The following is a 23,044-nucleotide window of genomic DNA, read 5'->3' on the forward strand; positions in this document are numbered from 1 at the left end:
ACTTGAAGTCCGCTTGCAGAACGCTTACCCCGGTGGGTAACAGTCTCATCACCGGGAGCGTTCGGACGCACCCGGTGCGAGGATTGCCCGGTGAACGATCTGCCTGCCCGGCTCAGGGGGCTTCTGCTCGACACCGGCTACACCATCGACGGCGTCCGCGAGCGTCTCGGCGACGTCGCCGCCACCGCGCTCTCCCGCGAGGAGACGGTGCCCGCCCTGCGCGCCACCGCGGACGGCGACCCGCTCGCCACCCTGATCCGGCTGTGGTGGCTCGGCGTCCCCGTGGCGGCCCGGGAGGTGCCCGCGGGCCTTCCCGTGGAGGAACTCGCCGCCGCGGGCCTGGTGACCACCGAAGGCGGCCGGGTCACCTCCATGGTCCACCTGCAACCCTGGGAAACCGGCGGCGGCGGTTACGGGGGCTACGTCGTCTCCGACCGCAAGGTCAGGCCGGGAGACCCGGCCCTGCGCCCGGACCACGTCGTCGGCGCGGGCGGCGCCTCGGCGAACCTGGCCCAGCTGGCCTCCCGCCGTCCCGTCGAGCGCGCCCTGGACCTGGGGACCGGATGCGGGGTGCAGGTCCTCCACCTGCACGGCAGAGCCGAGGAGATCACGGCCACCGACGTCAACCCGCGCGCCCTGGAGCTGGCCAGTCTCAGCTGGGCGCTGTCGGGGATCACCGGTGTCGACGCCCGGCTGGGTTCCCTGTTCGACCCCGTCGAGGACGACCGTTTCGACCTGGTCGTCTCCAACCCGCCGTTCGTGATCTCCCCGGGCGGCCGGTTCACCTACCGAGAGTCGGGCTTCCACGCCGACGACTTCTGCCGCGACCTCGTACGGCGGGCGCCTCGCCACCTCGCCCCCGGCGGCACCTGCCACCTGCTGGCCAACTGGCTGCACGTCGGCGGCGAGGACTGGCGCGACCGGGTGGGCGGCTGGCTCACCGGGACCGGCTGCGACGGCTGGGTGGTGCAGCGCGACGTCCAGGATCCCGCCGAGTACGTCGAGCTGTGGCTGCGGGACGCCGCCGAGCAGGGCACCGCGCGCCACCGAGAGCTCTACGACGACTGGCTCGGCTGGTTCGAGGCGGAGAACGTCACCGGCATCGGCTTCGGCTGGATCACGCTGAACGACTCCGGGAGCCTCGACCCGGTCGTGCGGGTGGAGGAGTACGGGCGGCCGGTGGAACTGCCGGTCGGCGGATACGTGGACGAGGTGTTCGGCGCGATCACCACGGCGCACCGGCTGACCGACGCCGAGCTGCTCGGCTCAAGGCTCGCGGTGGCGGAGGGGGTGCTGGAGGAGCGGGTCGGCCCGCCGGGTGCCGAGGACCCGTCGCGGATCGTGCTGAGGCAGACCGGGGGGCTGCGCCGCAGCGCGGTGGTCGGGACCGTGGAAGCCGCCCTCGCGGGGGTCTGCGACGGCGACTATCCACTGGATCCACTGCTCGCCGCGATCGCGGAACTGACCGGCGAGGACCATGCCGACCTGCGGACGAAGGCTCCCGCGGCCCTCCGTCCACTGATCGCCGAAGGGTTTTTCCACATATCCACAGGGTGACTGTCCACAGGCTGTGGATATCGCCGCTATCGCTTGTCAATCGAACCGCAAACGCCACGGGAGAAGCTCTGGTCGTGGGGCACGGACCCGGGGGGTGAAGGGTCCGTGCCACGTCCGGCCGACCGTCACAGTGAGGCGGCCGACCCGCGGGCGACGCACCGGATGACCGGGCCCCCTACGCGTCGCCCGGGTCAGACGGCCGGCCGGACCTCCACACCCATCCCGAACCGCGGGCTCTGACTTCGAGGGGAACACCGGTGATCAACCACGTCTGGATGACGCGTCTCGACGACGACCTGTACGACGGGCTGGGATCAGCTGTCGACCTGGTCGCGCTCCAGCAGAAGACGCAGATCCTCGGCCTCGGGCGCCCCGAGCCTGCCGAACAGGTCGTGGGCCCGTTCGAGGCAGTCGCGGCCACGCCCGACCTTGCCGAGCCCGTTGAGCGCCGTGCCTAACACCCACAGGGCCTGCGCCTCGCCGTACGGGTGGCTGATCTCCCGGCTCACGGTGAGCGCCTGCTCCGCGTGACGGGCCGCGTCGGTGAAGCGGCCCGCGTTGATGAACGTCTCGGCCAGCCGGGAGCAGACCCGCTGCTCCCACACCCGCTGCCTGCTGGCTCTGAAGAAGGCGAGGCACTCGGCGTGGTGGTGGACAGCCTCGTTCAGCCTGCCGACCCGCGACAGGACCATCCCCAGGTGGTAGCGGGCCCTGGCGGTGCCCGCGCTGGAGCCCATCTCGATGAACAGGGCCAGTCCCTGCTCGGCGGCGGCGATGGCCTCCTCCGGCTGCTTCAGGAACAGGTGGTCGCGGGCGGAGTAGCTGAGCGTCAGTGCCTCCCCGCCCCGCTCCCCGGCCTCCCTGAACGCCTTGCGCGCCGAGTCGAACCAGGCCAGGGCCTCCACGTGGTGGCGTCGGCGCCCGGCCACGACGGCCAGCGCGTTGAGCGTCTCGCCGGTGACGACGCGGTCGCCCCCGGCCGACAGCTCCAGCGACGTACGGAACTCCTCCTCCGCCTCGGCCAGCCGGTTGGCGCCGAACAACACCCGCCCGAGCACGTAGCGGCAGCGCAGTTCGATGGAGACGGCGCCGAGCCGCCGCGCGACGGCCAGCATCTCCCGCGTCCGGCTCTCGAACTCGCGGACGTGGCTCCCCGACTCCAGCAGCGGCTCCATGGCGAGCAGCAGGTCGGCCCCGGGCAGCAGCTCGTCGGCCTCGTCCGCGCAGGTCACCTGGGCGATCGACGCGAACAGCGACTCCGCCTCCACCGACAGCCAGGCCACCGCCTCGTCGGCGGTGGCGAAGACGTGGCCGGTCCCGGTGACTTTCAGCCGGTCGGCCATCGTGCTGCCCTCGTAGGCGAGGCGGTGCGCCGAGCGGGCGGACGCCAGATAGAAGCCGAGCAGCCGCCGCAGCGCGGCCTCGCCCTCCCCGCCGATGGTCACGCTCACACCGGACCCGCGCCGCTCCCCCCGCTTCGTCTCGCCCGCGGCGCAGCTCTCCTCCGTCGCGTTCTCGGTCCGTTCCGCGACGCGGCGGGCGAAGAGCTTGAGCAGGTCGTGGAAGCGGTAGCGGCCGGGGGCCGGGGCTTCGAGCAGGCTGGCGTCCACCAGGGACTCAAGGACGTCCTCGGTGTCCATCGGGTCCAGCGCGAGCAGCCCGGAGGCGGCCCCGATCGAGATGTCCGGGCCCCCCGGCAGGGAGAGCAGCCGGAACGCGCTGGCCTGGGCGGGGTTGAGCTGGCCGTACCCGAGGGCGAAGGTCGCCTCCACCGTGAGGTTGCCCACGCGCATCTCGTCCAGGCGGCGGCGCTCGTCGGCCAGCCGCAGCACCAGGGAGGCGACCGTCCAGGACGGCCTGGCGGCCAGCCGCGCCGCCACGATCCGCACCGCGAGCGGCAGGAAACCGCAGGCGGCGACCACGTCCATGGCGACGGCGCGCTCCGCCTGCACCCTCTCCACACCGGCGACGATGCCGAACAGCGCCAGGGCCTCGTCCGGCTCCATGACGTCCAGGTCGATCAGCCTGGCCGAGGCCAGGTCGGCGAGCTTGCCCCGGCTGGTCACGATCGCCGCGCACCCGGCCGAGCCGGGGAGCAGCTGGCTCACCTGGGCGGCGTCGCGGGCGTTGTCCAGCAGCACGAGCATCCGCCGGTCGGCCAGGAGCGAGCGGAACAGCGCGGACCGCTCGGCCAGGCCGTCGGGGATGACGTCGGCGGGCAGGCCGAGCCCGCGCAGGAAGGCCGCGAGCACCGACTCGGGAGCGGTCGGCTCCTCGCCGTACCCGCGCAGGTCGGCGTAGAGCTGGCCGTCGGGGAACAGGTCGTGCATGGCGTGGGCGACGTGCACGGCGAGGGCCGTCTTGCCGACGCCGCCGATGCCGGAGATGGCCGCCACCGGCACGCCCTCGGAGCCGTCATGGGACGACAGCAGCGTGCGCAGCCGCGCGATGATCTGGCGGCGGCCGGTGAAGTCGTTCACGGCGGCGGGAAGCTGCGCCGGTCGCGGCAGCTCCGGGGCCGTCGGCGTCGCTCGTGTCCCCGCTGTCCCCGCTGCTTCCGCGTGCTCCGGGTCCGGCTGGGGGAGTTTCGCCTCGGAGCCCTCCCGCGTGGCCGTTCTCGCGGCCTCGGGGACCTCGGTGACCTCGGCGGACGCGGGCCGCGCCGGGGTGAGGGCCGGGTCACCGGTGAGGATGCGCTGGTGCATGCTCGTCAGGTCGGAGCCCGGCTCGATGCCCAGCTCCTCGATCAGCGTGGCGCGGGTGTCGGCGAAGGCCGCCAGCGCCTCCGCCCTGCGCCCGCACCGGTAGTAGGCGAGCATCAGCTGGGCCCGCAGCCGCTCGCGCAGCGGGTGGTCGGCGGTGAGCGCGATCAGCTCGGACAGGACGTCGGCGTGCCTGCCCAGCTCCAGGTCCAGGTCCATCAGGACCTCAAGCACGCTCATCCGCCGCTCGGCGAGCCGCCCGCGCTGGTGCTCGGCGTACGGGCCGACGGCCCCGGCGAGCGGCTCGCCGGTGGACAGCGCCAGGCTCGCGCGCAGGCTCTCCGCGGCCCGCGCCAGGTCGCCCTCGCGGCGCGCGGCCTCGGCCTCCTGGACGCCGCGCTCGAAGAGGAGCAGGTCGAGGGAGCCGTCGTTCAGCCGCAGCGCGTACCCCCTGCCGACGGAGGTGAGCAGCTCGGGGCGGGTGCGCGGGGACCTGCCCGGCTCCAGCACCGCGCGCAGCCGGGAGACGTAGGTGCGCAGGGCGCCGAGCGCGCGGGGCGGGGCGTCGTCCCCCCAGATCGCGTCGATCATCTCGGCCGGAGTGACCGCCCTGCCCTCTCTCAGCAGGAGCATCGCCAGGATGGAACGTTGCAGCGGGGTGCCCAGGTCGAGCTCGGAACCGTCGCGCCATGCCTGGACAGGACCGAGCACGGCGAACCGCAGTCCGTCTCCGCTGCCCTGAACAGCCATTTCTCGAATCTCCGCCCAATGGAAAGTTTTATGGCCAAATGATAGGTCCTCCCTTGCTTACCCCGTAGGTAGAGGCTTGCTTGTTCGCCGAGACGTTGATTGCACGTCAATCGGCTGTTGAGTCGTGCGCCCAATGCTTGGTGCTGTCGGGCATGGCCCCATACGGGGGCGGCCATGCCCGACATGTCAGCGGATTGCAGGTGTGGATAAAGGCGCTGTAAGTGCGATGCAGGCACCCGCGCCTATCAATGAGGCATGGCTCCTCCGGAAGACGGGAGCCGCACCCCTCAAGGAGAACCACCATGCGCCACTCGATCAGCAAACTTCTCGGTCTCGCCGCCGCCACCGCCGTCATCGCGATCGGCGTTCCCGCCCTCGCCTCCCCCGCCTCCGCCGCCACCCTCACCGCCGCCCCCGCCGCTTCGAGCGGCTACGACGAGGAGTCGTGGGGCTACTACTACTCCAAGTACTACGACGACTCCCGCGCCGGTGCCCGGGGCACCGTCTCGGTCGACGGCAACGACCGCCTCCACGTCCAGGGCAGGCTCTACGACAAGTACTCGCCGAACTGGCTCTGCGGCTACGCCCAGTTCAAGTTCGAGAACCACGACGGCGACGAGAGCTACTCCTGGGCGCGCAAGTGTGGCACCAGCGGCTACCAGCGCTTCCACTTCGTCGAGGACGACATCGACAACCTGCAGGTCAGGGTCTGCTACTGGGACAAGCACGACGTCAAGAAGACGCTGTGCGGCAAGTGGCGCTACATCTACGAGGTCGAGTCCGACGACGAGGAGTGACCCCGGGGTCTCCGGTGGGCTCACCTGACAACCGGTGAGCGCGATCCTCCCCCGACCCGCCGGTCACGCGAGCCGCGACTCGCGTACGGCGCCGGACGAACATCAGGCCCGCCCGGGACCCCCGGGCGGGCTTTATTCCATTAAGTGATTAAAATCATATTATGTGACTATTTATATGACTATGTAGTCTTTGTGGCGGTTCGCCGCTCCTTGTGGTATTCCCGCACGTCGGGTGCCCGTCTCACGCGGCCTCGGCCAGGTTCATCCGCGCGTGCATCCGTTCTCGGACGATCGGCCATTCGTCACTCAGGATCGAGTAGTACGCGGTATCTCGGACCGTGTCGTCGGCGCCTCGGCTCTCCGCCCGCCGCACACCGTCGAGGTGTGCGCCGAGGGCTTCGATGGCGGCCCGGGAGCGTACGTTCCGTATATCGGCCTTGAGGGTGATGCGGTGGACCTGCCAGGTCTCGAAGGCGAGGGAGAGCATCAGATACTTGCTCTCGCGGTTGATACCGGTTCCCTGCGCGGAGGCGGAGAGCCAGGTGTAACCGATGTCGGCCACGGACGGGACATCGCCCACCGCCCCACGAGCGCCCGGCGGCCAGGGCATGGGGCCCTGCCAGTACTCCAGGTGCATGAGACGGGTGGCACCGACCACACGATCGGTGTGAAGCCACCGGATGGCGAAGGGCATCGTGCGGCCCTCCGCCTGCTCAGCCAGAGCGGCCTCCACGTAGGAGACCATCTCGTCCCGGCCATTGGGGACGCGAGTGAAGGTATAGGTGGAACGGTCTTCACTCGCCGCGGCGACGAGGTCGTCGACGACCGCGAGGCTGAGCGGTTCCAGGCGCACGAGGCGCCCGGACAGGGTGACAAAAGCGGGCATGAGCACATGATGAGGGCTCTTTCCCCTGCTTGATACCAAACGACACGAGACATCTTGGTGAGCATCGAGGAACGCAGGTGACCCGTGGGTCTCCACGGTAAGGGATCCCAGGTCAGATCCGCTGACGACACCCCGGGAACCACCCCGTCGGAGCGTTCCCGGCGGGGGGCGATCACCCCGTGACGAGCGGGACGCGGGACGCCCGCAGCCCCGCCAGGGCCCCGCTCAGATCGTCCAGCGAGGCCGAGATCCAGGGCAGCTCCAGGGGGTCCGGGGCATCGAGCGCGGCGAGCCGCAACGGCGTCGTCTCGCCGTACAGGAGGCTGGTCGCCACCCGTACCCGCGGGGCCGCCGGGTCGTCACCGAAGGCGTGGCCGGGGAGCACCCCGACGCCGTGCCGGTCGAGCAGGTGCGCGGCCAGGTCGGCGGAGGACGCGAAGCCGAACCCGGTGAAGTCGGGGTAGAGGTAGAAACCGCCCTGGGGCGCGTCCACCCGCACACCCGCGCGGACGAACCGCTCGCGCACCGCCCGCGCCACCGCGCCGTGCAGCTCACGGCTCCGGCCCACCCGCTCGACGAGCTCCGGCGGCTCGGTGTACGCGTACGCCGCCGCCTGCTGGACCGGGGCGGCCGGGCTGGACCAGATCTCGCTCGCCACCGCCAGGAGCCGGTCGCGCAGGAACGGCGACGGGAGCCGGGCCACGCCGATCCGCCAGCCGCCCAGGGCGAGGCTCTTGCTGAGCCCGCTGGTGATCACGGTCCGCTCGGGAGCCACGTCGGCGGGACTGAGGAAACCGGTGGCCGGGGAGTGGACCAGGTCGCGGTAGATCTCGTCGGAGATGATCGTCAGGTCGAGCTCCCGGGCGACCTCGGCGATCCGCCGGACCGTGGACGCCCCGGCCAGCGTGCCGCTGGGGTTGTCGGGGAGCGTGACCAGCAGCGAGCGCACGTCGCGCCCCTGGGCGCGGGCGTTCCCGACCGCCTCCGCCACACGTTCGGGATCCGGCACCCCACCCTCGCCGGGGGGCGTCGGGACGAGCAGGGAACGCGCCCCGACCAGCTCGGCCTGGGCGGCGTAGCTGACCCAGCTCGGCATCGGCAGCACGATGTCGCCGCCGATCGCGAGCAGCAGCCCGTACAGCAGGGGCTTGCTCCCGGGGCCGCAGACCACCAGATCGGGATCGGTGGGCAGGCCACGCCGCGACCAGTAGCCGGAGGCCGCCTCGCGCAGCGCGGGCGCCCCGGCGACCGGCCCGTACCCGTTGAGCCCGGACGCCTCGGCCAGCCGCTCGCGCAGGGCCGGATGGACGGGCAGGCCCGCCTCACCGAAGGCCAGGTGCAGCACGCGCTCACCGGCGCGCCGTCTTCGCTCGATGTCCTCGTTGGCCGCCAGGGTGGCGGAAAGGGTGACGCTCATCGCGGGATCCTTACCTCGTCGCGGGACGTTGTGGAGTGCCTTCCAGCCTGGTGGGATGGGGTGCATCAGGACAAGCTTCGGTTGTCGTGGGTAGGCGTAAGGAAAACTGATGCTTGATTTACGGAGGCTCGTCCTGATCTGTGAGTTCGCTCGCCGGGGCAGCATCGCGGCCACCGCGGCCTCCCTGGGCTACAGCCCCTCGGCGGTCTCGCAGCAGCTGGCCGCGCTGGAGCGCCAGGCGGGAGCCGTGCTGATCGACAGGACCGCCAGGAGCGCGGAGCTGACCGACGCGGGACGCCGCCTCGTCGAGCACGCCGAGCGCATCCTGGCCATGGTGGAGAGCGCCGAGTCCGACCTGTCGGCCCAGGCCGCGACCCCGTCGGGACGGGTCACCGTGACCGCCTTCCCGACCGCCGCGGTGGCCTTCGCGCCCGCGCTGGCCAGGACGCTGCGACGGCACGGTGAGCTCACCCTGCGGATGGGACAGGGCCGCTCGGGGCGCGGGATGCGCGAGGTGCAGTCGGGCGAGGTGGACATCGCCCTGGTCGACGACTGGCACGGCCGGATGCGCGAGCCCGACACCATGCGGGTCTTCCCGCTGCTGCGCGACCCGCTGGTGCTCGTGGTGCCGCGCAGACACCGGCTCGCCTCCCCCGACGTCCCGGTCGACCTGTGGGACCTGCGCGACGAGCCCTGGATGGCCACCCCGGACGGCGAACCCTCCCGGCTGGCGGTGGACCGGCTGATGGCCGACGTCGGCGGTCACCGGCCGGTGCCCTGGGAGTTCGAGGGACTGGGCACGATCATCGGCCTGGTCGCCAAGGGCATCGGCATCGCGGCCGTCCCCGCCCTGGCGCTCGCCGCCGGGGTCCGCGGCATCGCCGTCCGCCGGTTTCCCGGCCCGGGGGTGGGCCGGGTCGTGTACGCCGTCGCCCGGTCGTCCGGTGTCCACCGCCCCGCCGTCTCCGTCACCCTCCGGGCCGTCCACGTCGCCGCCCGGCTGCTCGCCGCCGACCTGGAGGGGGTCGAACCGGCGTCACGGGAACGCCCGGAGGCCGCGGACCGGTAACGAGGGTCGAGCCACGTCACGGGAACGCCCGGAGGCCGCGGACCGGTAACGTCGGCACGTGCCTCCCACCTACGCCCTTGAGCGGTTGCTGAACGACGGCGGTTCCAAACTGGTCGCCGGGGTGGACGAGGTCGGGCGCGGAGCCTGGGCCGGTCCGGTGGCGGTCTGCGCCGTGGTCACCGACCTGTCGGAACCGCCCGCAGGGCTCACCGACTCGAAACTGCTCACCCCCGCCCGCCGCGCCGCCATGGTCTCCGAGATCACCGCCTGGGCGGCCGGGATCGGGTACGGCGAGGCGTCCCACGAGGAGATCGACGCGCTCGGGATGACCGAGGCCCTGCGCAGGGCGGCAAGGAGGGCGCTGGCCGGGCTTCCCGTCCGGCCCGACGTGGTCGTCCTGGACGGGAAGCACGACTATCTGGGCGCGCCCTGGCCGGTCAGGTGCGAGATCAAGGGTGACCTCTCCTGCGTCTCCGTGGCCGCGGCCTCCGTGATCGCCAAGGTCCGGAGGGACACCTACATGGCCTCGCTCGGCTTCGAGGAGTACGGGTTCGCCGACAACGCGGGCTACCCCTCGCCGGTCCACCAGGCGGCGCTGGCCTCCCTCGGCCCGACGGAACACCACCGCCTGTCGTGGTCCTACCTGGACGACCTTCCCCGGTGGCGCCACCTCAAGAGGCACCGCAACCCGCTGGCCGGAGAGGGCCAGCTCGGGCTTTTCGGATAAACACCCTCGCGCGGGGACATCCGGCCGGGGAAGGCGGCCCGCCTCGGAACGAGGCCGTCAGCAGTCGACCAGCTCGGGCGACTGGTTGAGGATCTGCGACCTGGCGGTGACGAACTCCGCGTGGGCGCCGGTGGCGGACAGGTCGAAGACGGCGACCCGGTGGCAGTTCTGGAAGGCCAGCCTCACCCCGAAGTGGCGCTCCAGGGCGCCGCGCATGGCGTCGCTGGCGAGAGCCCGCAGGAGCTGGCCGCGAGCGGCCTCGTCCGGCGGGGGCACCGTGTTGTCGGCGAACTCGGCACCGGTGTGCTCACGCTCCTTGACCAGGCCGGTGATGAGCGACCAGGCGTACGGAAGGGAGTCTCTGACACAGGTAACGAATGCGGCGTCGTCCACCTCACCGGCCTTGGCCTGGTCGAGAAGATCGTTCGAAACGGTCAGCGACATGCTGCGTTCTCCTCACAGAAGGGGATTCATCAGACACTAGGTCGGGCCTACTGACCGCTCCATCTAGCGGGAGAGCGACACTCGCGTGGGCCCGAAGACGAAGCCGGGGTCGATCTGGGCCGCCAGGTCCTCGCCGGTGGCCCTGTTCGCCCAGGCCTCCGCGTTGCGGAGGTGGAACTGCACGGCCTGGCGCCCGAAGCGGAACCAGTCTTTCTCCCGGGCGTCGAGATGGTCGAGAAGCGTGCCCAGGGCCCGGGAGTTGGCCGGTTCGAGGTCGCGGAGGGCGAAGGGGTGGCCCTGCTCCATCGCGCGAATCGCCGGGGAGTGCTCCAGGCAGACCAGCAGGTCGTCGCCGACCTGGTCGCGCAGGAACGCCACGTCTCCGGGGCCGTGGATCTTGTTGCCCACCACCGCGAGCGGTACGCCGTAGTCGGCGGCGTAGTCGCGGTACTGCCGGTAGACGCTCACGCCCTGGCGGGTCGGCTCGGCCACCAGGAAGGTCATGTCGAAGCGGGTGAACAGCCCCGAGGCGAAGGAGTCGGCCCCGGCCGTCATGTCGACCACGACGTACTCGCCCGCGCCGTCGAGCAGGTGGTTGAGATAGAGCTCCACGGCGCCGACCTTGGAGTGGTAGCACGCCACGCCCAGGTCGTCCTCACTGAACGGCCCGGTGACCATCAGCCGGAGTCCCTCGGGCGTGGCGACGGAGAATCCGGTGTGGATCGGGTCGTCGCGCTCGTCGAGACGGAGCAGCCGCGAGCCGGACCCCGGCGGGGTGGTCTTGACCATCGCGGCGGCCGACGAGATGCGGGGGTTGTCGCCCCGCAGGTATTCCTTGATCTCGGTCAGGTGCGAGCCCATCGGCCTCGGCAGCGCGCCGTCGGCCAGCCCGAACGCCATGCCCAGGTGCTGGTTGATGTCGGCGTCGACGGCCACCACGGGGCCGCCCCGGCTCGCTGTGTATCTCGCGAACAGCGCCGACAGAGTCGTCTTGCCGCTGCCGCCCTTGCCGACGAATGCCACTCTCACAACGACGATCCAATCTGATTATGAAAATCATTTCAAGCCTTCGCGGAGCCCATCATGCCACGGCGGGCGGCGGCGCGTGGCGCGTATCGCGGGGAAGAGGGGAGGCGTGCTCGCGTCGCAAATAAGGACGAGAGTGATTTTTCTTGGCGAATGCGGGCGAAAGGTGTGAGAGAAAACGCCTGCCATGTCATGACCGGTGCCAAAGATCCGCTGTAACCGCTTCGGGGTCTCCTGTACGGACTCGACAACGGCTTTGGGAATCGGCGGGGTGGATGTTTGCCATCGGCGCCGATGAGACCCGGCCGGTCCGGGTATCCCACCCCGAGTTGGTTGATCTTGAGCCCCCCGGCGAGGTCGTGGACAAGGGTCAGCAAGGGGCTTCGGTGGTACGTACCGGTACCTGGTCGCGTCGCGTCTCCGGGCGGCGGGTTCTCGAACGACGGTTTTCCGGACGGCGGTTTTCCGGACGGTTCTTTGGACGGCGGGTTGTGGGGCGGCGGGTTTTCCGGCGGTGGACCGGTGGGTCCGCCGCGTGGGGTGTCGCGCTCGCGGTGCTCGTGACGCCGTCGCTCGCTCTCGCCGCACCCCGGACGGGCGCGGAGGAGAGGCCCTCGCCGTCCGTCCGGGCGGAGGCCGGAACTCCACGGGTGACGACGGACGGGAAGTCCGTGCCGGTGGCGGGCGGGCGGTCCCCGGCCGTGCCGGTGGAGAAGGGGGAGCCCTCGGCCGTGCCCGTGGTGCCCGTGGTGCCCGTGGTGCCCGTGGTGCCCGTGGTGAAGGGGGACGAGGTGTCGCCCGCTGTGGCCGACGCTCCCTCCTCGGGGCCCGTCCTGGGGTCGGATGAGGTGCCCGCGTCCGTACCCGCAGAGAAGGTGTCGGCGCACGTACCCGAGAAGATGCCCGCGTCCGTGGTCCCCGTGGTCCCCGGGAAGGTGTCCACGGACGTGCCCGAGGAGGCGCGCGCTTCCGCGCCCGCGTCCGTGACGGGCAGGCGGGTCGCGCAGAGCCGTGCGGCGGGGGCGGGGAAGCCGGAGGTCGAGATCACCAAGACGGCCGCCCCCGTTCTCGCCAAGCCCGGCCAGAAGGTCATCTACACCATCAAGCTACGCAACACCGGGAGCACCCCCTACCGGGGTTTCACCTTCACCGACGACCTGTCGGGCCTGCTCGACGACGCGAGCTTCGACGGCGACCAGTCGGCCACGTCGGGCGCGGTCTCCTTCGCCGGGTCCGAGATGACCTGGACCGGCGACGTGGCCGCGGGCAGGACGGTGACGGTCACCTACGGCGTCACGGTGAACGACCCTCCGGCGGGGGACCTGCGTCTCACCGGCGAGCTGGTCGGTCCCGAGGGCTCCAACTGCGAGACCGGGTCCGCCGATCCCGCCTGTGGAAACCTCGGCGGATCCGGCCTGCCGCTGCTGTACGTCCTCATAACCGCCGACAGGGAGACCGCCGTCCCCGGCCAGAGGGTCACCTACACGATCAACATCGGCAACGTCGGCAACGCCGCCTATCCGGGTGCCACGCTCACCGGGGAGCTCTCCCGGGTCCTCGACGACGCGGCCTACAACGGCGACGCGCGGGTCACGAGCGGCACCCTCTCGTACGGCGCGCCGAAGCTGGCCTGGACCGGCGACATCCCGGTGGCCGAGACGGTCACGATCACCTACAGCGTGACCGTCGGCACCACCGCCACCGGGGATGGGGTGCTGGACAGTGCCGTCCAGGCTCCCGGAGGCGGGACGAACTGCCCGGACCCGGTGCCGTGGTCCGCCAGGCGCGCCGCTCCCGTCCCCGGCGCGGCCTTCGGCTGCGCGCAGCGGGTCGCCGTGCTGGGGACGACCACCGGGACGCTCGCGCCCGAGGCCCCCGGGCCGGATGACGCCGCGGTGGGTGTGAGGCCCGGTTCCGGCTGCCCGGCGGGATCGACAGGACCGGGCTGCGGAACGAGGGCGGTGGAGACCGCGTCCGCACCCGCATCGGGGTCAGGGTCAGGGCCGGGGGCAGGAACTGGGTCAAGGCCTGGGACAGGGGCGGAAGCAGGGACAGAAGCAGGGGCAGGGGCGGGATCCGCTGATGGCTCCGTTCAGGCTTTGGCGCCGGGTTCCGCTTCGGTGCCTGATCCGGACGCCGCGCCGATTCCCTCTCCCGGCTCGGTGCCCGCGCCCGGCCCGGGAACAGGTACCGAGTCTGGCCCGGGAACGGGCGATAAGTCCGGTCCGGCGCAGGCGTCGGTCTCCCCCTCGGGGCCCGCGCCTGTTCCCGACCCCTCGGGATCCGCGCCTGTTCCCGATCCTTCGGGATCCGTACCTGTTCCCGATCCTTCGGGGCCCGCGCTTTTTTCCGGTCCCTTGGGGCCCGTGCCTGTTCCCGGTCCGGTGCCGCTCGTCGACCCGTCGTGTGTGCCGGGCCGGGGGCGGTCCTTCGCGGTTCCCTGTCCCACCGGTGAGCTTCGCGGGGTACCGGCCGCTCCCTCGCTGCCGTTCACGGGGCTGCCGTTCGGGCCGGTCCTGGTGGGGCTCCTGCTCTCCGGCCTCGGCCTGGTCCTGCGGTCGCGTACCCGGCTGGGGAGACCCTAGCCGGGCACTCGTCGTACCGGATCAGACCGGTTGGACCCGGCGACGGCGGCGGAGCAGGAGCATGGCCGTGACCAGCCCCGCGACGGCGGCGGAGACCAGCGAGACGGGCAGGACCCATCCGGCCGTCCGCTCTGGCGGGGTCACGGTGTTGATGTCCGTGGCGCAGACCAGCACGGGGCCGGTAGCGCTCCTGCGGGCGCAGGCCGTCGTCGCCAGGTTCTGCACCGCGGCTCCCGCGGCCCCCGCGACCGCGCCGACCCGGGCGCTCAGGTGGACGATGGTGTCCCTCTCCGGCGGGACGTTCACCGTCCACGCCACCTTGCCCTGCTCCATGTGCCCCCCGGCGTCGGCCTTCACGAAGGTCATCGACGGAGGCAGGGACTGCACCAGGAGGACGCGCTTCAGCCGGGCGCTTCCCTGGTTGCTGAGACGGAGTGTGTAGGTGTTCTCCGCGCCGGGAGTGGTCTCCCTCGCCCCGTCGTCGAGGGAGATGGAGACCGAGGGGACCGGATCGGCCCAGGCGGGTGACCATCCGGCGGCGGGTACGGCGATTACGGCGAGCAGGGCCACGCTCGCCAGGTGGCGTTTCATCCTCGAACCTCCATTGTTACGCTCAGTAATCACTCCATAACAGCATTCCGATCCTCGTGAGCGCTCCCAACGCGCCGGACGCGCCGGGCACATCGTCCTCGCGAGTCCGTCGGCCCGGTTTGTCAGTGGCAGGCGGAGTCGAGGACGACGGCGTTCGTCTCGGCGTACTCGCCCGCGTTCCTCCGCTCCCCGGCCTGTACGGCGGGTACGGAGCGGGGCGGGGCGGGCGGCGCCGCCAGGGTGGCGATGACCTCGCGCCTGATCAGGTGGTAGTCGGGCGCGCCCGAGTAGATCAGCGGGGGGACGAACTGGAGGCTCCTGATCCTGGAGTCCTTCACCTTCTCCGCCAGTTCGACCAGGTCGGGCAGCAGCTGCCGGGGTATGTCGGTGGAGATGGCGTCGACGGCGGCGGTGGCCAGTTTCTCGAAGCTCCGGAAGACCGTCACCGGGTCGGCCTGCTTGGCGACGGCGTTCAGCAGGCACTTCTGGCGGCCCATCCGCACGTAGTCGTCGCTGTAGGTGCGGGACCTGCCGTACCAGAGCGCCTCCTCGCCCGAGAGTTTCCGCCTGCCCGCCTCGATCAGGCCCTCGTTCTGCCTGCCGTACACGATGGGATCCTTGATGCGGACCCGTACGCCGCCCATCGCGTCGACGATCTCCACGAAACCCCTCATGTCGACCATCGCGTAATAGGGAATGTCGAGGCCGAGAATGCCGCCGATCGTTCTTTTCAGAAGTGTCGGGCCGCGGTGCCGTTTGCCCTGTCGGGGAACCATTTCTGGATAGTCCTCGGCGTACTGGTAGATCTCGTTGAGCATGCCCGGCGTGTACGGCGCCTCGCCCTCGAAGCCGTAGGGAAAGCGGTCGCGGGCCGGGCCCGGTGGCATCGGGACGTTCTCCAGGTTCCTGGGCAGGCCGAACAGCACGGTGTCGCCGGTCCGGGGGTCGACGCTGGCCACGGTCATGCTGTCGGTGCGTACGCCGACCCGGTTGGCCGCCGCGTCCGCGCCGACGAGCAGGATGTTGATCCGGTCGGTGCCCTTCCACGGGTCCACCGGGATCGGTGTGACGCTTTCGGCGAACACCGAGGTCACCACGCTGTGGGAGATGTACGCCAGCCGGGCCGCGTAGACCATGGGAGCGACCACCAGCACGCACAGCGCGCCGACGGCGGCGGCCGAGAGGTACCGGGCCGCCGGGGGCGCCGACTCCGGCCGTACCAGCAGGTAGGAGCGGATGATCACGGCGACCGTCACGGCGGCGACCAGCATCGCGGTGAGCGCGAAGACCCAGAGCCAGGCGGGTTGCACGGCGAGGGAGAGCAGGGAGGGCCCGGCGGTCAGCACGGCGGTCGCGGCGGCTCCGGCGAGGAGTAGTTCGATGCCCAGCAGGAAGGCACCGGACAGGCGGCGGCCCACCCAGAGGTGGGCCAGGCCCCACAGAACGGCTGAACCCAGTGTCAGTGCCAGGCTCGATCCGACGCCTGTTCGCCCCGTATTGCCCGCCATAGCCGTGACATCTCCTATCCGTCAGACCAATACGTCGCAGGTTAGTAACGGTTTTCGGTTGAATCGGCTATGTGGTTGTTCGACGCGCTGGGGGTGGTGGGTCAAGGTTTGTAAACCAGATTTCGCCGCTGGGATGACACTGATTTCCAAGTTCGCGTCAAAAAGAGCCTGTAACCGGTTTTGCCAGGCAAACGTGGGGATTTCCAGGTAAAGCGGTTAGGGGGCCCCGTGCGTACAGTGATCGGTTCGATTTTGATCGCGCTCGGATGCCTTCTCGCTCCTTTCGCCCTCACCGCCTACTGGGCGGCGAACGAGATCGCCGACCCCAACCGCTACATCCGGAACGTGACTCCGCTGGCCGCCCACCCGGCCGTCAGGAACGCCCTCACGGACCGCGTCACCGACGAGATCATCGTGCGGCTGCGCGGGCTGGGCATCTCGGTCGGCGGGGAGCTCATCCGCGAGACGGTGAAGACCGGCGTCGACGAGGACTTCGCCGTCGCCTGGGTGGAGATCAACCGGCTGACGCACCGGCGGCTCCTCGCGATCCTGGGCCACGCCCCGAATCCCGGCGTGGAGGGCAACGGCGTCGGCTACGACCTCGCCCCGGTGTACGAGCTGGTCAAGCGGAGGCTGCAGGTCGCCGGTCTGGGAGCCGCCTCCCGCCTGCCCAAGACGCACCCCGTCACCCTGCTGCTGCCCACCTCCGCCATAGCCACGATCGACGGGGTCTACGACGAGCTGATCTCGCTGAGGTGGGTCCTGATGGGCATGTCACCGCTCCTGATCGTCGCGGGCGTGTTCCTGGTCCGGGACCGGTGCGCCGCCCTGATCGGTGCCGGGCTCGGCCTGGCCGCGAGCATGCTCGCGCTGGCGATCTCCATGTCCGCGGTCCGCAACGTCTATCTGCCCGCCTCGGTCACCGGCGGCCTGTCGTACGCCGCCGTGGTCGCGATATTCGACGCGCTGACCGCCTTCCTGAGGGACGGCCTGCGCGTGCTCTTCACGCTGGGCCTGCTCGTGGCGGCGACGGCCTTCATCGTCAGGGGCAGGCGCGTCCGTTCCAGGCTCGCGGCCGCGGCGTTCGAGGCCCGCCCTCACCAGTCCGCGGAACCCCCGAAGGACGTCCCCGAGGGGTGATAGCCGAGCCGGGTGCGCGCGGCGGTGATGTCGAGGGTCCGCTCGACGGCCAGGTGGCCCGCTGCGTAGCGCGTCAGCCGGGGCGGGCTCGGGCGCCGGAGCAGCCGTGCCACGGTCTCGGCGACGGCGGCGACGGGGTCCACCAGCGTGAGCGGCAGGTAGTACGGTTCGGCGTCGACGCCGCGTTCCGCGAGGATCGCGCGCAGGGCGTCGTCGAGCACGACGGGCTCGGCGTCGGTCACGTTGAAGACGCCGTGGTCGACCGGGCCCTCTGCGGCGAGCAGGCAGGCCTGGACCAGGTTGTCCACCGAGGTCAGGCTGATCCGCTGGCGCCCGTCGCCCACCGCGAGCAGCCTGCCGCCCCTGATCGCCCCGAGGACCCGGGGGAGCAGCGTGGTGTCCCCCCGGCCGTAGACCGCGTGCGGCCGCAGGATGACCGCCCGCTCCAGGCACCTCTCCGCGGCGGCCTTCGAGGCGCCGTACGCGTTGGCGTACCGCCCGACCGGGGCGGCGTCCTCGGCGGCCATCACGGTCGGCCGGAACGGGTCGTAGACGCTCGCCGTGCTGACGTGCACGAACCTGGTGCCGGGGAAGGCGGCGGCGGCGTTGCGGGTGCCGTCCACGTTGGCGGCCCAGATGGCGCGCGGCGGCCCCCAGTCCGTGACGCTCCCGGCGCAGTGGATCACCACGTCCACCTCCTCAGGGAGCGGTACGGGCGGAGGGGCGAGGAGGTTCCACGAGGTGTACGGGGCGTCGCCGACGTGGGCGCCGTCCACCCGGGGGCGCCTGCCGAAGGCCCACACCGTCCAGCCCCGCGCCCTGGCCGCCCGGCAGACCGCGCCCCCCACGAATCCGGAGGCGCCCGTCACCGCGACCCTCGGCGCCCGCCCTACGGGCCCGGCGGGCTCGGTGGCTCGTTCGGGCTCGGCCTGTCGCCCAGGTCCGGCTTGTCGTTCGGGTCCGGCTTGTCGTTCGGGTCCGGCGGGTTGCTCAGGTACGGCGTTTCGTTCGGGTACGGCGTTTCGCTCAGGCACGGCGGGTGACCAGGTTTCGCAGGGCGGCCCGGTCGAGTTTGTCGGCTCGCCCGGAACGGGGGAAGGCGTCGAGCGGCTCGATCCGGTCGGGCAGGGCAGCGGCGTCCACGATCTCGGGAAGCGCCTTGCGCAGCAGGCCCTCGTCGTAGCCGTCCGTGGGAACGACGGCCAGCACGACCTCCTCGTCCCCGGTCTCCGGGTCGGAGAGCCCGACGATCGCGGCCTCGGCCACCCCGGGCAGCGCCGCGATGCCGGACTCGTACAGGCCCGGGTAGATGTTGACCCCGTCGCGGAGGATCATGTCCTTCTTCCGGCCGAGCAGCACCAGCCGGTCTCCTTCGAGCCGGACCAGGTCGCCGGTGGCGACCTCCCGCAGCGGCTCCTCGCCGAGATAGCGCCGCGCGAGGTGGGGACCGGAGACGAACAGCTCGCCGTCCTCGGCGATCCGGACGCCGACGCCGGGCAGGGGCGTCCCGAGCAGATCCCCTTCGACCTGGGCCAGCTTCTCCCGGGCGGACGCGATCGCGATGGGAAGCGCCTCGGTCATCGCGTAGACCGACAGGACCTCGGGCCCGGCCTCGATCGCGCGGCGGAGCACGCCCGGCGGGGCGGGGGCCGCGCCGAGCAGGAGGTAGCGGAGGGTTCCGGGGAGCCTGGGGGTCTCGCGCAGCAGCCTGTCCAGGTGCACCGGCACGGCGAAGGTGTGGGTGGCCCGCCGCGCGGCCAGTTCCGCGGCGAGGTCACCGCCCCCGGGCAGGGACCAGGTCGCCCCGGCCAGCAGGGCGGGCAGCCCGAGCATCAGCTGGTCGGTGTGCACGACGTCACCGGGGCCCAGCGGGAAGGCGCTCCTGAACATCTCCAGCCCGGCCGCGAGCGACCCCCGGGTGTGCACCACCCCTCGCGGGCGCGCGGTGGTCCCCGACGTGAAAATCACCGCCGCCGGTTGGTCCGGGTTGGCCCCGTACGCCCCCTGAAGCGCCGATGGTTGGTCCGGGTTGGTCCCGTACGTCTCCTGGAACGCCGGTGGTTGGCCCAGGTCCGTCCTGTGGGCCTGCTGAGGCGCCGGTGGTTGGTCCGGGTTGGTCCTGTACGCCTCTTGGTCCGGGTTGGTTTCGTATGTTTCCTGGAGCGCCGTCGGTTGGTTCAGGTCCGTTCTGTACGCCTCTCGACCCGCTGGGGCGGTGGTGTCACCGGACGACCGGAGGATGCGGGAGAGCCGCAGGGCCCCGCGGGGGACTCCGGGCAGCCACGGGCCCGTGTACAGGTGCCGGACGGGGTGGCCGGGAAGCGGGTCCGCGAGGTCGGGCAGGAGCAGACCCCGGCGGCGGGCCAGGCCCCTGAGCGGGCCGCTCAGGGTGTAGAGCAGGGACTCGCTGACCACCCACGCGGGCCGGGTCGCGGCCATGCGGGCCGCGAGCACGTCGGGTGCCAGGCCGGGGTCCGCGAGGACGAGCGTCCCGCCCGCCGCCACCGCCCCCAGCGCCAGTGCCACCGCGTCCACCCCGGGCCGCACCGCGAACAGCACCCCGTCCCCCGGACGCATCCCGCCTTCCGGACGCGTTTCGCTTTCAGGCCGCGTTTCGCTTTCCGGTCGCATCCCGTTTTCCGGGCGCGTTTCGTCTTCTGGTCGCGTCCCGCTTTCGGGTCGGGTTTCGCTTTCCGGGTGCGTTTCGTTTCCCAGTCGCGTTTCGTTTCCCGGCCGCGTTTCGTTCTTCGGGCGCGTTTTGTTCTTTGGGTGTGGTCGGCTCATCGCGTCGCGGACCGCCGTCACCCGGCGGGCCAGTTCGCCGTAGGTGATCTCGCGGCCCCGGCCGTCGACGATGGCGGTGCGCCCCGGCTCCCGTCCGGCGACCGTCATGATCCCGCTGACGATGTCGTTCACGCGGCACCGGCCCGATCGACCCACAGGTGTTCGTAGGTGGGAATGAGGACCCGTCTGGCCGCGCGTCGCCGTACGACGCGCACCCGGTGGGAGAGCAGGACCGAGGCCACCGCGCGGATCTCCGCAAGGGCCAGCGGGTAGCCGATGCAGAAGTGCGGGCCCGCGCCGAACCAGAGCCTCCGCAGCTCGGGAGGGTGGGCGCGGGAGGGGTCGAAGGGGCCGTACGCCCTCGCGCAGTTGTGGGTGACGATCAGCACCCGGTCGCCGGGGCGTACCGCCGTGTCCCCGACGCGCGCGGGGGCGGCCACCGAGCGCAGCATCAGCGGGGTCGGCGTGGTGACCCGCATGGCCTCCTCGATGACCCCGTCCAGGTCGCCGACCGGGGTCCGGTGGTCGTGCAGGAGGGCGATGAGCCGGGGGACGAACGTGGCGACGGTCTCGGTACCGGTGAGGAAGAACGCCCCGGCCGCGCCCCTGGCCTCGGCCACGGACAGTCCCTGCGCCCGCATCCGGCCCATGACCGTGGACTCGTCCCCGGCCTCGTAGGCGGCCTGCGCGATGTCCCCGATCCGGTCCAGCACCCGTCTGGCGACGGCCACCTGCCGGTCCGACAGCCGCCGCGAGCGCAGCGAGACCATCGAGACGACCCGTTCCCCGTCCGCGAACAGCTCCCTGGCCCGCGCCTCGGGGACCTCGCCCAGCCCGATCACCCGGCAGATCACCGCCCCGGCCATCAGCCGCATCGCGTCCACCAGGTCGACCGTCTCCCCCCGCTCCAGACGCGCGGAGAGGTCGTCGAGCGGCTCGCGGAGCACGTCGTCCACCAGCGCGGACACGTACCCGGTGGTGAACAGCGGCATCAGTTTCCTGCGGAGCGCGAGATGGCCGGGTCCCTCCATGTTGAGCAGCACGGAGGGGCCGAGCACGGGCGTCCACAGGTCGCCGGGCGAGCCGGGGCCGTCCTTGCGGAAGCGCCCGTCCATCAGCACGGCCCGCGCGACGGCGGCGTCGTTGACCACCACGCCCAGCCCGGGGACGCGCACCACGGGCCCGAGCCGGGCCAGCAGCCGCATGAGCGGGTAGGCGAAGGGGTGGGCGGCCAGGTGGAGGCGGGTCTCGTGGTTCACCGGACGTCGATCACTTCCGGCCGGTAGTGGTGGTCGGCGTACCAGGCGAGGGTGCCCGCGAGGCCGTACGCACGCAGCCTGCGCACGGAGCCGAAGACCACCACGTCGCGGCGCGAGGCGTACGCGGGGGTGAGGGTGCGCACCCGGTTGACCAGGGCGCGGTCCTCGTGGACCTCCTCGATCGCGGTCCTGGGGAAGCCGCCCGCGCGCTCGTAGAGGTCCGCGGTGATGGCCAGGGTGGCGCCGGGCATCATCACGTACGGGCCCAGGTAGCGCGGGTCCCTGTTGCCCGGCCGGAAGCGCCCGAAGGTCGCCGCGACTCCCACCACGAACGGGATGAGGTGGCGCTCCCAGAACTTCAGCCGGAACTCGTCGGTCCTGGGCCGCAGCTGCCCGCCGACCATCTCCAGCCCGTCGCCGAAGGCCCGCCGGATGTTGCGCACCCAGTCGGGGCGGGGCAGGCAGTCGGCGTCGGTCCTGGCCAGGTGGGTCGCCCCGTGCGCGATGGCGTGGCGCATGCCGGTGTCGGAGGCGGCGCCGGTGCCCTTCCTGGTCTCGACGACCACCTGGACGCCGTGCCGCCGTACGACCTCGGCGGTGCCGTCGGTGCTCGCGTTGTCCACCACGAGCAGCGTGAAGTCCCGGTCGTCCTGCTCGGCCAGCGCCCGCAGCGTCGCCTCGATGCCGGGGGCCTCGTTGTAGGCGGGGACGATCACCCAGAGGTTCGTCACATCTCCGCCAGCATCACGCCGCTGCTGATTCCGCCGCCCAGCCCGAGCAGCGCCACCCGGTCGCCGGGCCGCCAGCCGCCCAGGGCGAGCTGGAGCGGCAGCGTCGTCGAGGCGCAGTTGCCGTGCTCGGGCAGGCTGACCACGAGCCTGTCCTCGGGGATGTCGAGCACCTGGGCGAGGAAGCGCAGGTAGGGCAGCGCCACCTGGTGCACCGCCACGATGGCGAAGTCGTCCCAGGTCAGGCCGGTGCGCTTGAGGGCGTTGAGGAAGATGTCCGGGCCGACCGCCTCGAAGGCCTCCTTCAGCCCGCGCCCGTCGCCGCGGAAGTAGGAGTACTCGGGGTCGCGGGGGTGCGCCGAACCGCCTCCGGGCAGGGTGCCGACCGCCCAGGCCGTGGAGTCGGCCGCGAAGTCACGGTAGAAAATGCCACGTTCCACATCGGCGGCGACCGTGACCGCGGCCCCGGTGTCCGACAGCGTGTAGCCCGCGAAGGAGTCGACGAACTGCGCGCGGTCCCTGACCCGCCACCGGATCGCCCGCGACGGGATCTCGCCCGAGCAGACCAGCACCTTGCGGTGCGCGCCGGTCAGGATCAGCGCCTCGGCGATCTGGATCCCGTTGAGCATGCTGTTGCAGGCGTTCTTGACGTCGAACACCGGGCACGAGAGTCCCAGTTTGGCCGCCACGATGTGCGCGGTGGCGGGCTCGACCATGTCCTGCGAGGCCGACGCGAAGACGAGCAGGTCGGCGTCGGAGTGGTCGAGCTCACGGGCCGCCTCGGCGGCCAGGTCGGACGCCTGCTGGTCGTCGCGGGCCACGTGGCGGCGCCGGATTCCGGTCAGCCGCTCGACGATGCCTCTGTGGGGCGCGTAGCCCTCGATCCGCCGTTCGACGTCCGCGCTGGAGACGGTCCGCTCCGGCAGATACGTCGCGACGCCCGTGATCCGGGCTTTCATTGATCTCCCTAAACAGCGTCAAGTCTCCCCATGCTCGCGCAATGTATCTAAAACACGGTGGTTTGTCCTGGTGGGGCGGGGGCGACGGGGGCAGATGAGGGGGAGGGGGCTCACT

Annotated in this window: 18 protein-coding genes; 6 read left to right on the forward strand and 12 right to left on the reverse strand. The window is 71.6% G+C overall.

The window, feature by feature from the left end; all coding sequences use genetic code 11:
- Window positions 1-90 precede the first annotated feature (90 nt).
- The gene (locus ACW9TB_RS03845; protein WP_472746482.1) at window positions 91-1,557 is read left to right on the forward strand and encodes a DUF7059 domain-containing protein; all 1,467 of its coding nucleotides are present in this window, start codon (window positions 91-93) and stop codon (window positions 1,555-1,557) included.
- A 314-nt stretch (window positions 1,558-1,871) separates the two neighbouring features.
- Here ACW9TB_RS03845 and ACW9TB_RS03850 read toward each other — a convergent pair whose 3' ends face one another.
- Entirely contained in the window at window positions 1,872-5,009 is a 3,138-nt protein-coding gene (locus ACW9TB_RS03850; RefSeq protein WP_472746483.1) for an AfsR/SARP family transcriptional regulator, read from the reverse strand.
- A gap of 302 nt (window positions 5,010-5,311) precedes the next feature.
- Between ACW9TB_RS03850 and ACW9TB_RS03855 the strand changes: the two genes are divergently transcribed.
- Window positions 5,312-5,806, forward strand: a complete 495-nt coding sequence (locus ACW9TB_RS03855; protein WP_472746484.1) for a hypothetical protein — start codon at window positions 5,312-5,314, stop codon at window positions 5,804-5,806.
- A gap of 241 nt (window positions 5,807-6,047) precedes the next feature.
- On the opposite strand, the gene ACW9TB_RS03860 is transcribed toward ACW9TB_RS03855, so the two are convergent.
- A complete protein-coding gene (locus ACW9TB_RS03860; RefSeq protein ID WP_472746485.1) occupies window positions 6,048-6,692 on the reverse strand; it encodes a GNAT family N-acetyltransferase in 645 nt (214 codons plus the stop codon).
- A 172-nt stretch (window positions 6,693-6,864) separates the two neighbouring features.
- The gene (locus ACW9TB_RS03865) at window positions 6,865-8,109 is read right to left on the reverse strand and encodes a pyridoxal phosphate-dependent aminotransferase (RefSeq protein ID WP_472746486.1); all 1,245 of its coding nucleotides are present in this window, start codon (window positions 8,107-8,109) and stop codon (window positions 6,865-6,867) included.
- A 109-nt stretch (window positions 8,110-8,218) separates the two neighbouring features.
- Between ACW9TB_RS03865 and ACW9TB_RS03870 the strand changes: the two genes are divergently transcribed.
- Window positions 8,219-9,178, forward strand: a complete 960-nt coding sequence (locus tag ACW9TB_RS03870) for a LysR family transcriptional regulator (RefSeq protein ID WP_472746487.1) — start codon at window positions 8,219-8,221, stop codon at window positions 9,176-9,178.
- Window positions 9,179-9,236: 58 nt separating this feature from the next.
- Window positions 9,237-9,905: a ribonuclease HII gene (locus ACW9TB_RS03875; protein ID WP_472746488.1), complete on the forward strand. Its 669-nt coding sequence runs from the start codon at window positions 9,237-9,239 to the stop codon at window positions 9,903-9,905.
- 57 nt (window positions 9,906-9,962) lie between these two features.
- On the opposite strand, the gene ACW9TB_RS03880 is transcribed toward ACW9TB_RS03875, so the two are convergent.
- Entirely contained in the window at window positions 9,963-10,349 is a 387-nt protein-coding gene (locus ACW9TB_RS03880; RefSeq protein WP_472746489.1) for an SCO5389 family protein, read from the reverse strand.
- Window positions 10,350-10,412: 63 nt separating this feature from the next.
- Window positions 10,413-11,378: an ATP-binding protein gene (locus ACW9TB_RS03885; protein WP_472746490.1), complete on the reverse strand. Its 966-nt coding sequence runs from the start codon at window positions 11,376-11,378 to the stop codon at window positions 10,413-10,415.
- A gap of 647 nt (window positions 11,379-12,025) precedes the next feature.
- On the opposite strand from ACW9TB_RS03885, the gene ACW9TB_RS03890 reads away from it, so the two are divergent.
- Window positions 12,026-13,960: a DUF7927 domain-containing protein gene (locus tag ACW9TB_RS03890; protein WP_472746491.1), complete on the forward strand. Its 1,935-nt coding sequence runs from the start codon at window positions 12,026-12,028 to the stop codon at window positions 13,958-13,960.
- Between the two features lie 21 nt (window positions 13,961-13,981).
- Here ACW9TB_RS03890 and ACW9TB_RS03895 read toward each other — a convergent pair whose 3' ends face one another.
- Together ACW9TB_RS03895 and ACW9TB_RS03900 are read right to left on the reverse strand one after the other, a co-directional pair.
- Window positions 13,982-14,551 (reverse strand): hypothetical protein, encoded by a 570-nt coding sequence (locus tag ACW9TB_RS03895; protein WP_472746492.1) that lies wholly within the window; start codon window positions 14,549-14,551, stop codon window positions 13,982-13,984.
- A 122-nt stretch (window positions 14,552-14,673) separates the two neighbouring features.
- Window positions 14,674-16,059, reverse strand: coding sequence for an LCP family protein (locus ACW9TB_RS03900; RefSeq protein ID WP_472746493.1), 1,386 nt, complete (start codon window positions 16,057-16,059; stop codon window positions 14,674-14,676).
- Window positions 16,060-16,287: 228 nt separating this feature from the next.
- Here ACW9TB_RS03900 and ACW9TB_RS03905 point away from each other — a divergent pair, with 228 nt between their 5' ends.
- Window positions 16,288-17,199: a hypothetical protein gene (locus tag ACW9TB_RS03905; protein WP_472746494.1), complete on the forward strand. Its 912-nt coding sequence runs from the start codon at window positions 16,288-16,290 to the stop codon at window positions 17,197-17,199.
- On the opposite strand, the gene ACW9TB_RS03910 is transcribed toward ACW9TB_RS03905, so the two are convergent.
- The 5 genes from ACW9TB_RS03910 to ACW9TB_RS03930 form a co-directional block, all read right to left on the reverse strand.
- On the reverse strand, window positions 17,157-18,068 hold the full coding sequence (locus tag ACW9TB_RS03910; protein ID WP_472746495.1) for an NAD-dependent epimerase/dehydratase family protein: 912 nt from the start codon (window positions 18,066-18,068) through the stop codon (window positions 17,157-17,159). The two genes, ACW9TB_RS03905 and ACW9TB_RS03910, sit on opposite strands and share 43 nt — an antisense overlap.
- 157 nt (window positions 18,069-18,225) lie before the next feature.
- Window positions 18,226-19,776, reverse strand: coding sequence for a class I adenylate-forming enzyme family protein (locus ACW9TB_RS03915; protein WP_472746496.1), 1,551 nt, complete (start codon window positions 19,774-19,776; stop codon window positions 18,226-18,228).
- 335 nt (window positions 19,777-20,111) lie between these two features.
- Window positions 20,112-21,242, reverse strand: coding sequence for a cytochrome P450 (locus ACW9TB_RS03920; protein ID WP_472746497.1), 1,131 nt, complete (start codon window positions 21,240-21,242; stop codon window positions 20,112-20,114).
- On the reverse strand, window positions 21,239-21,973 hold the full coding sequence (locus tag ACW9TB_RS03925; protein ID WP_472746498.1) for a glycosyltransferase family 2 protein: 735 nt from the start codon (window positions 21,971-21,973) through the stop codon (window positions 21,239-21,241). Before ACW9TB_RS03925 ends, ACW9TB_RS03920 begins: the two co-directional genes overlap by 4 nt.
- Window positions 21,970-22,929: a 3-oxoacyl-ACP synthase III family protein gene (locus ACW9TB_RS03930; protein ID WP_472746499.1), complete on the reverse strand. Its 960-nt coding sequence runs from the start codon at window positions 22,927-22,929 to the stop codon at window positions 21,970-21,972. The genes ACW9TB_RS03925 and ACW9TB_RS03930 overlap by 4 nt, the downstream gene beginning before the upstream one ends.
- Window positions 22,930-23,044 lie beyond the last annotated feature (115 nt).

This window comes from Streptosporangium sp. H13245 (genome assembly GCF_055690525.1).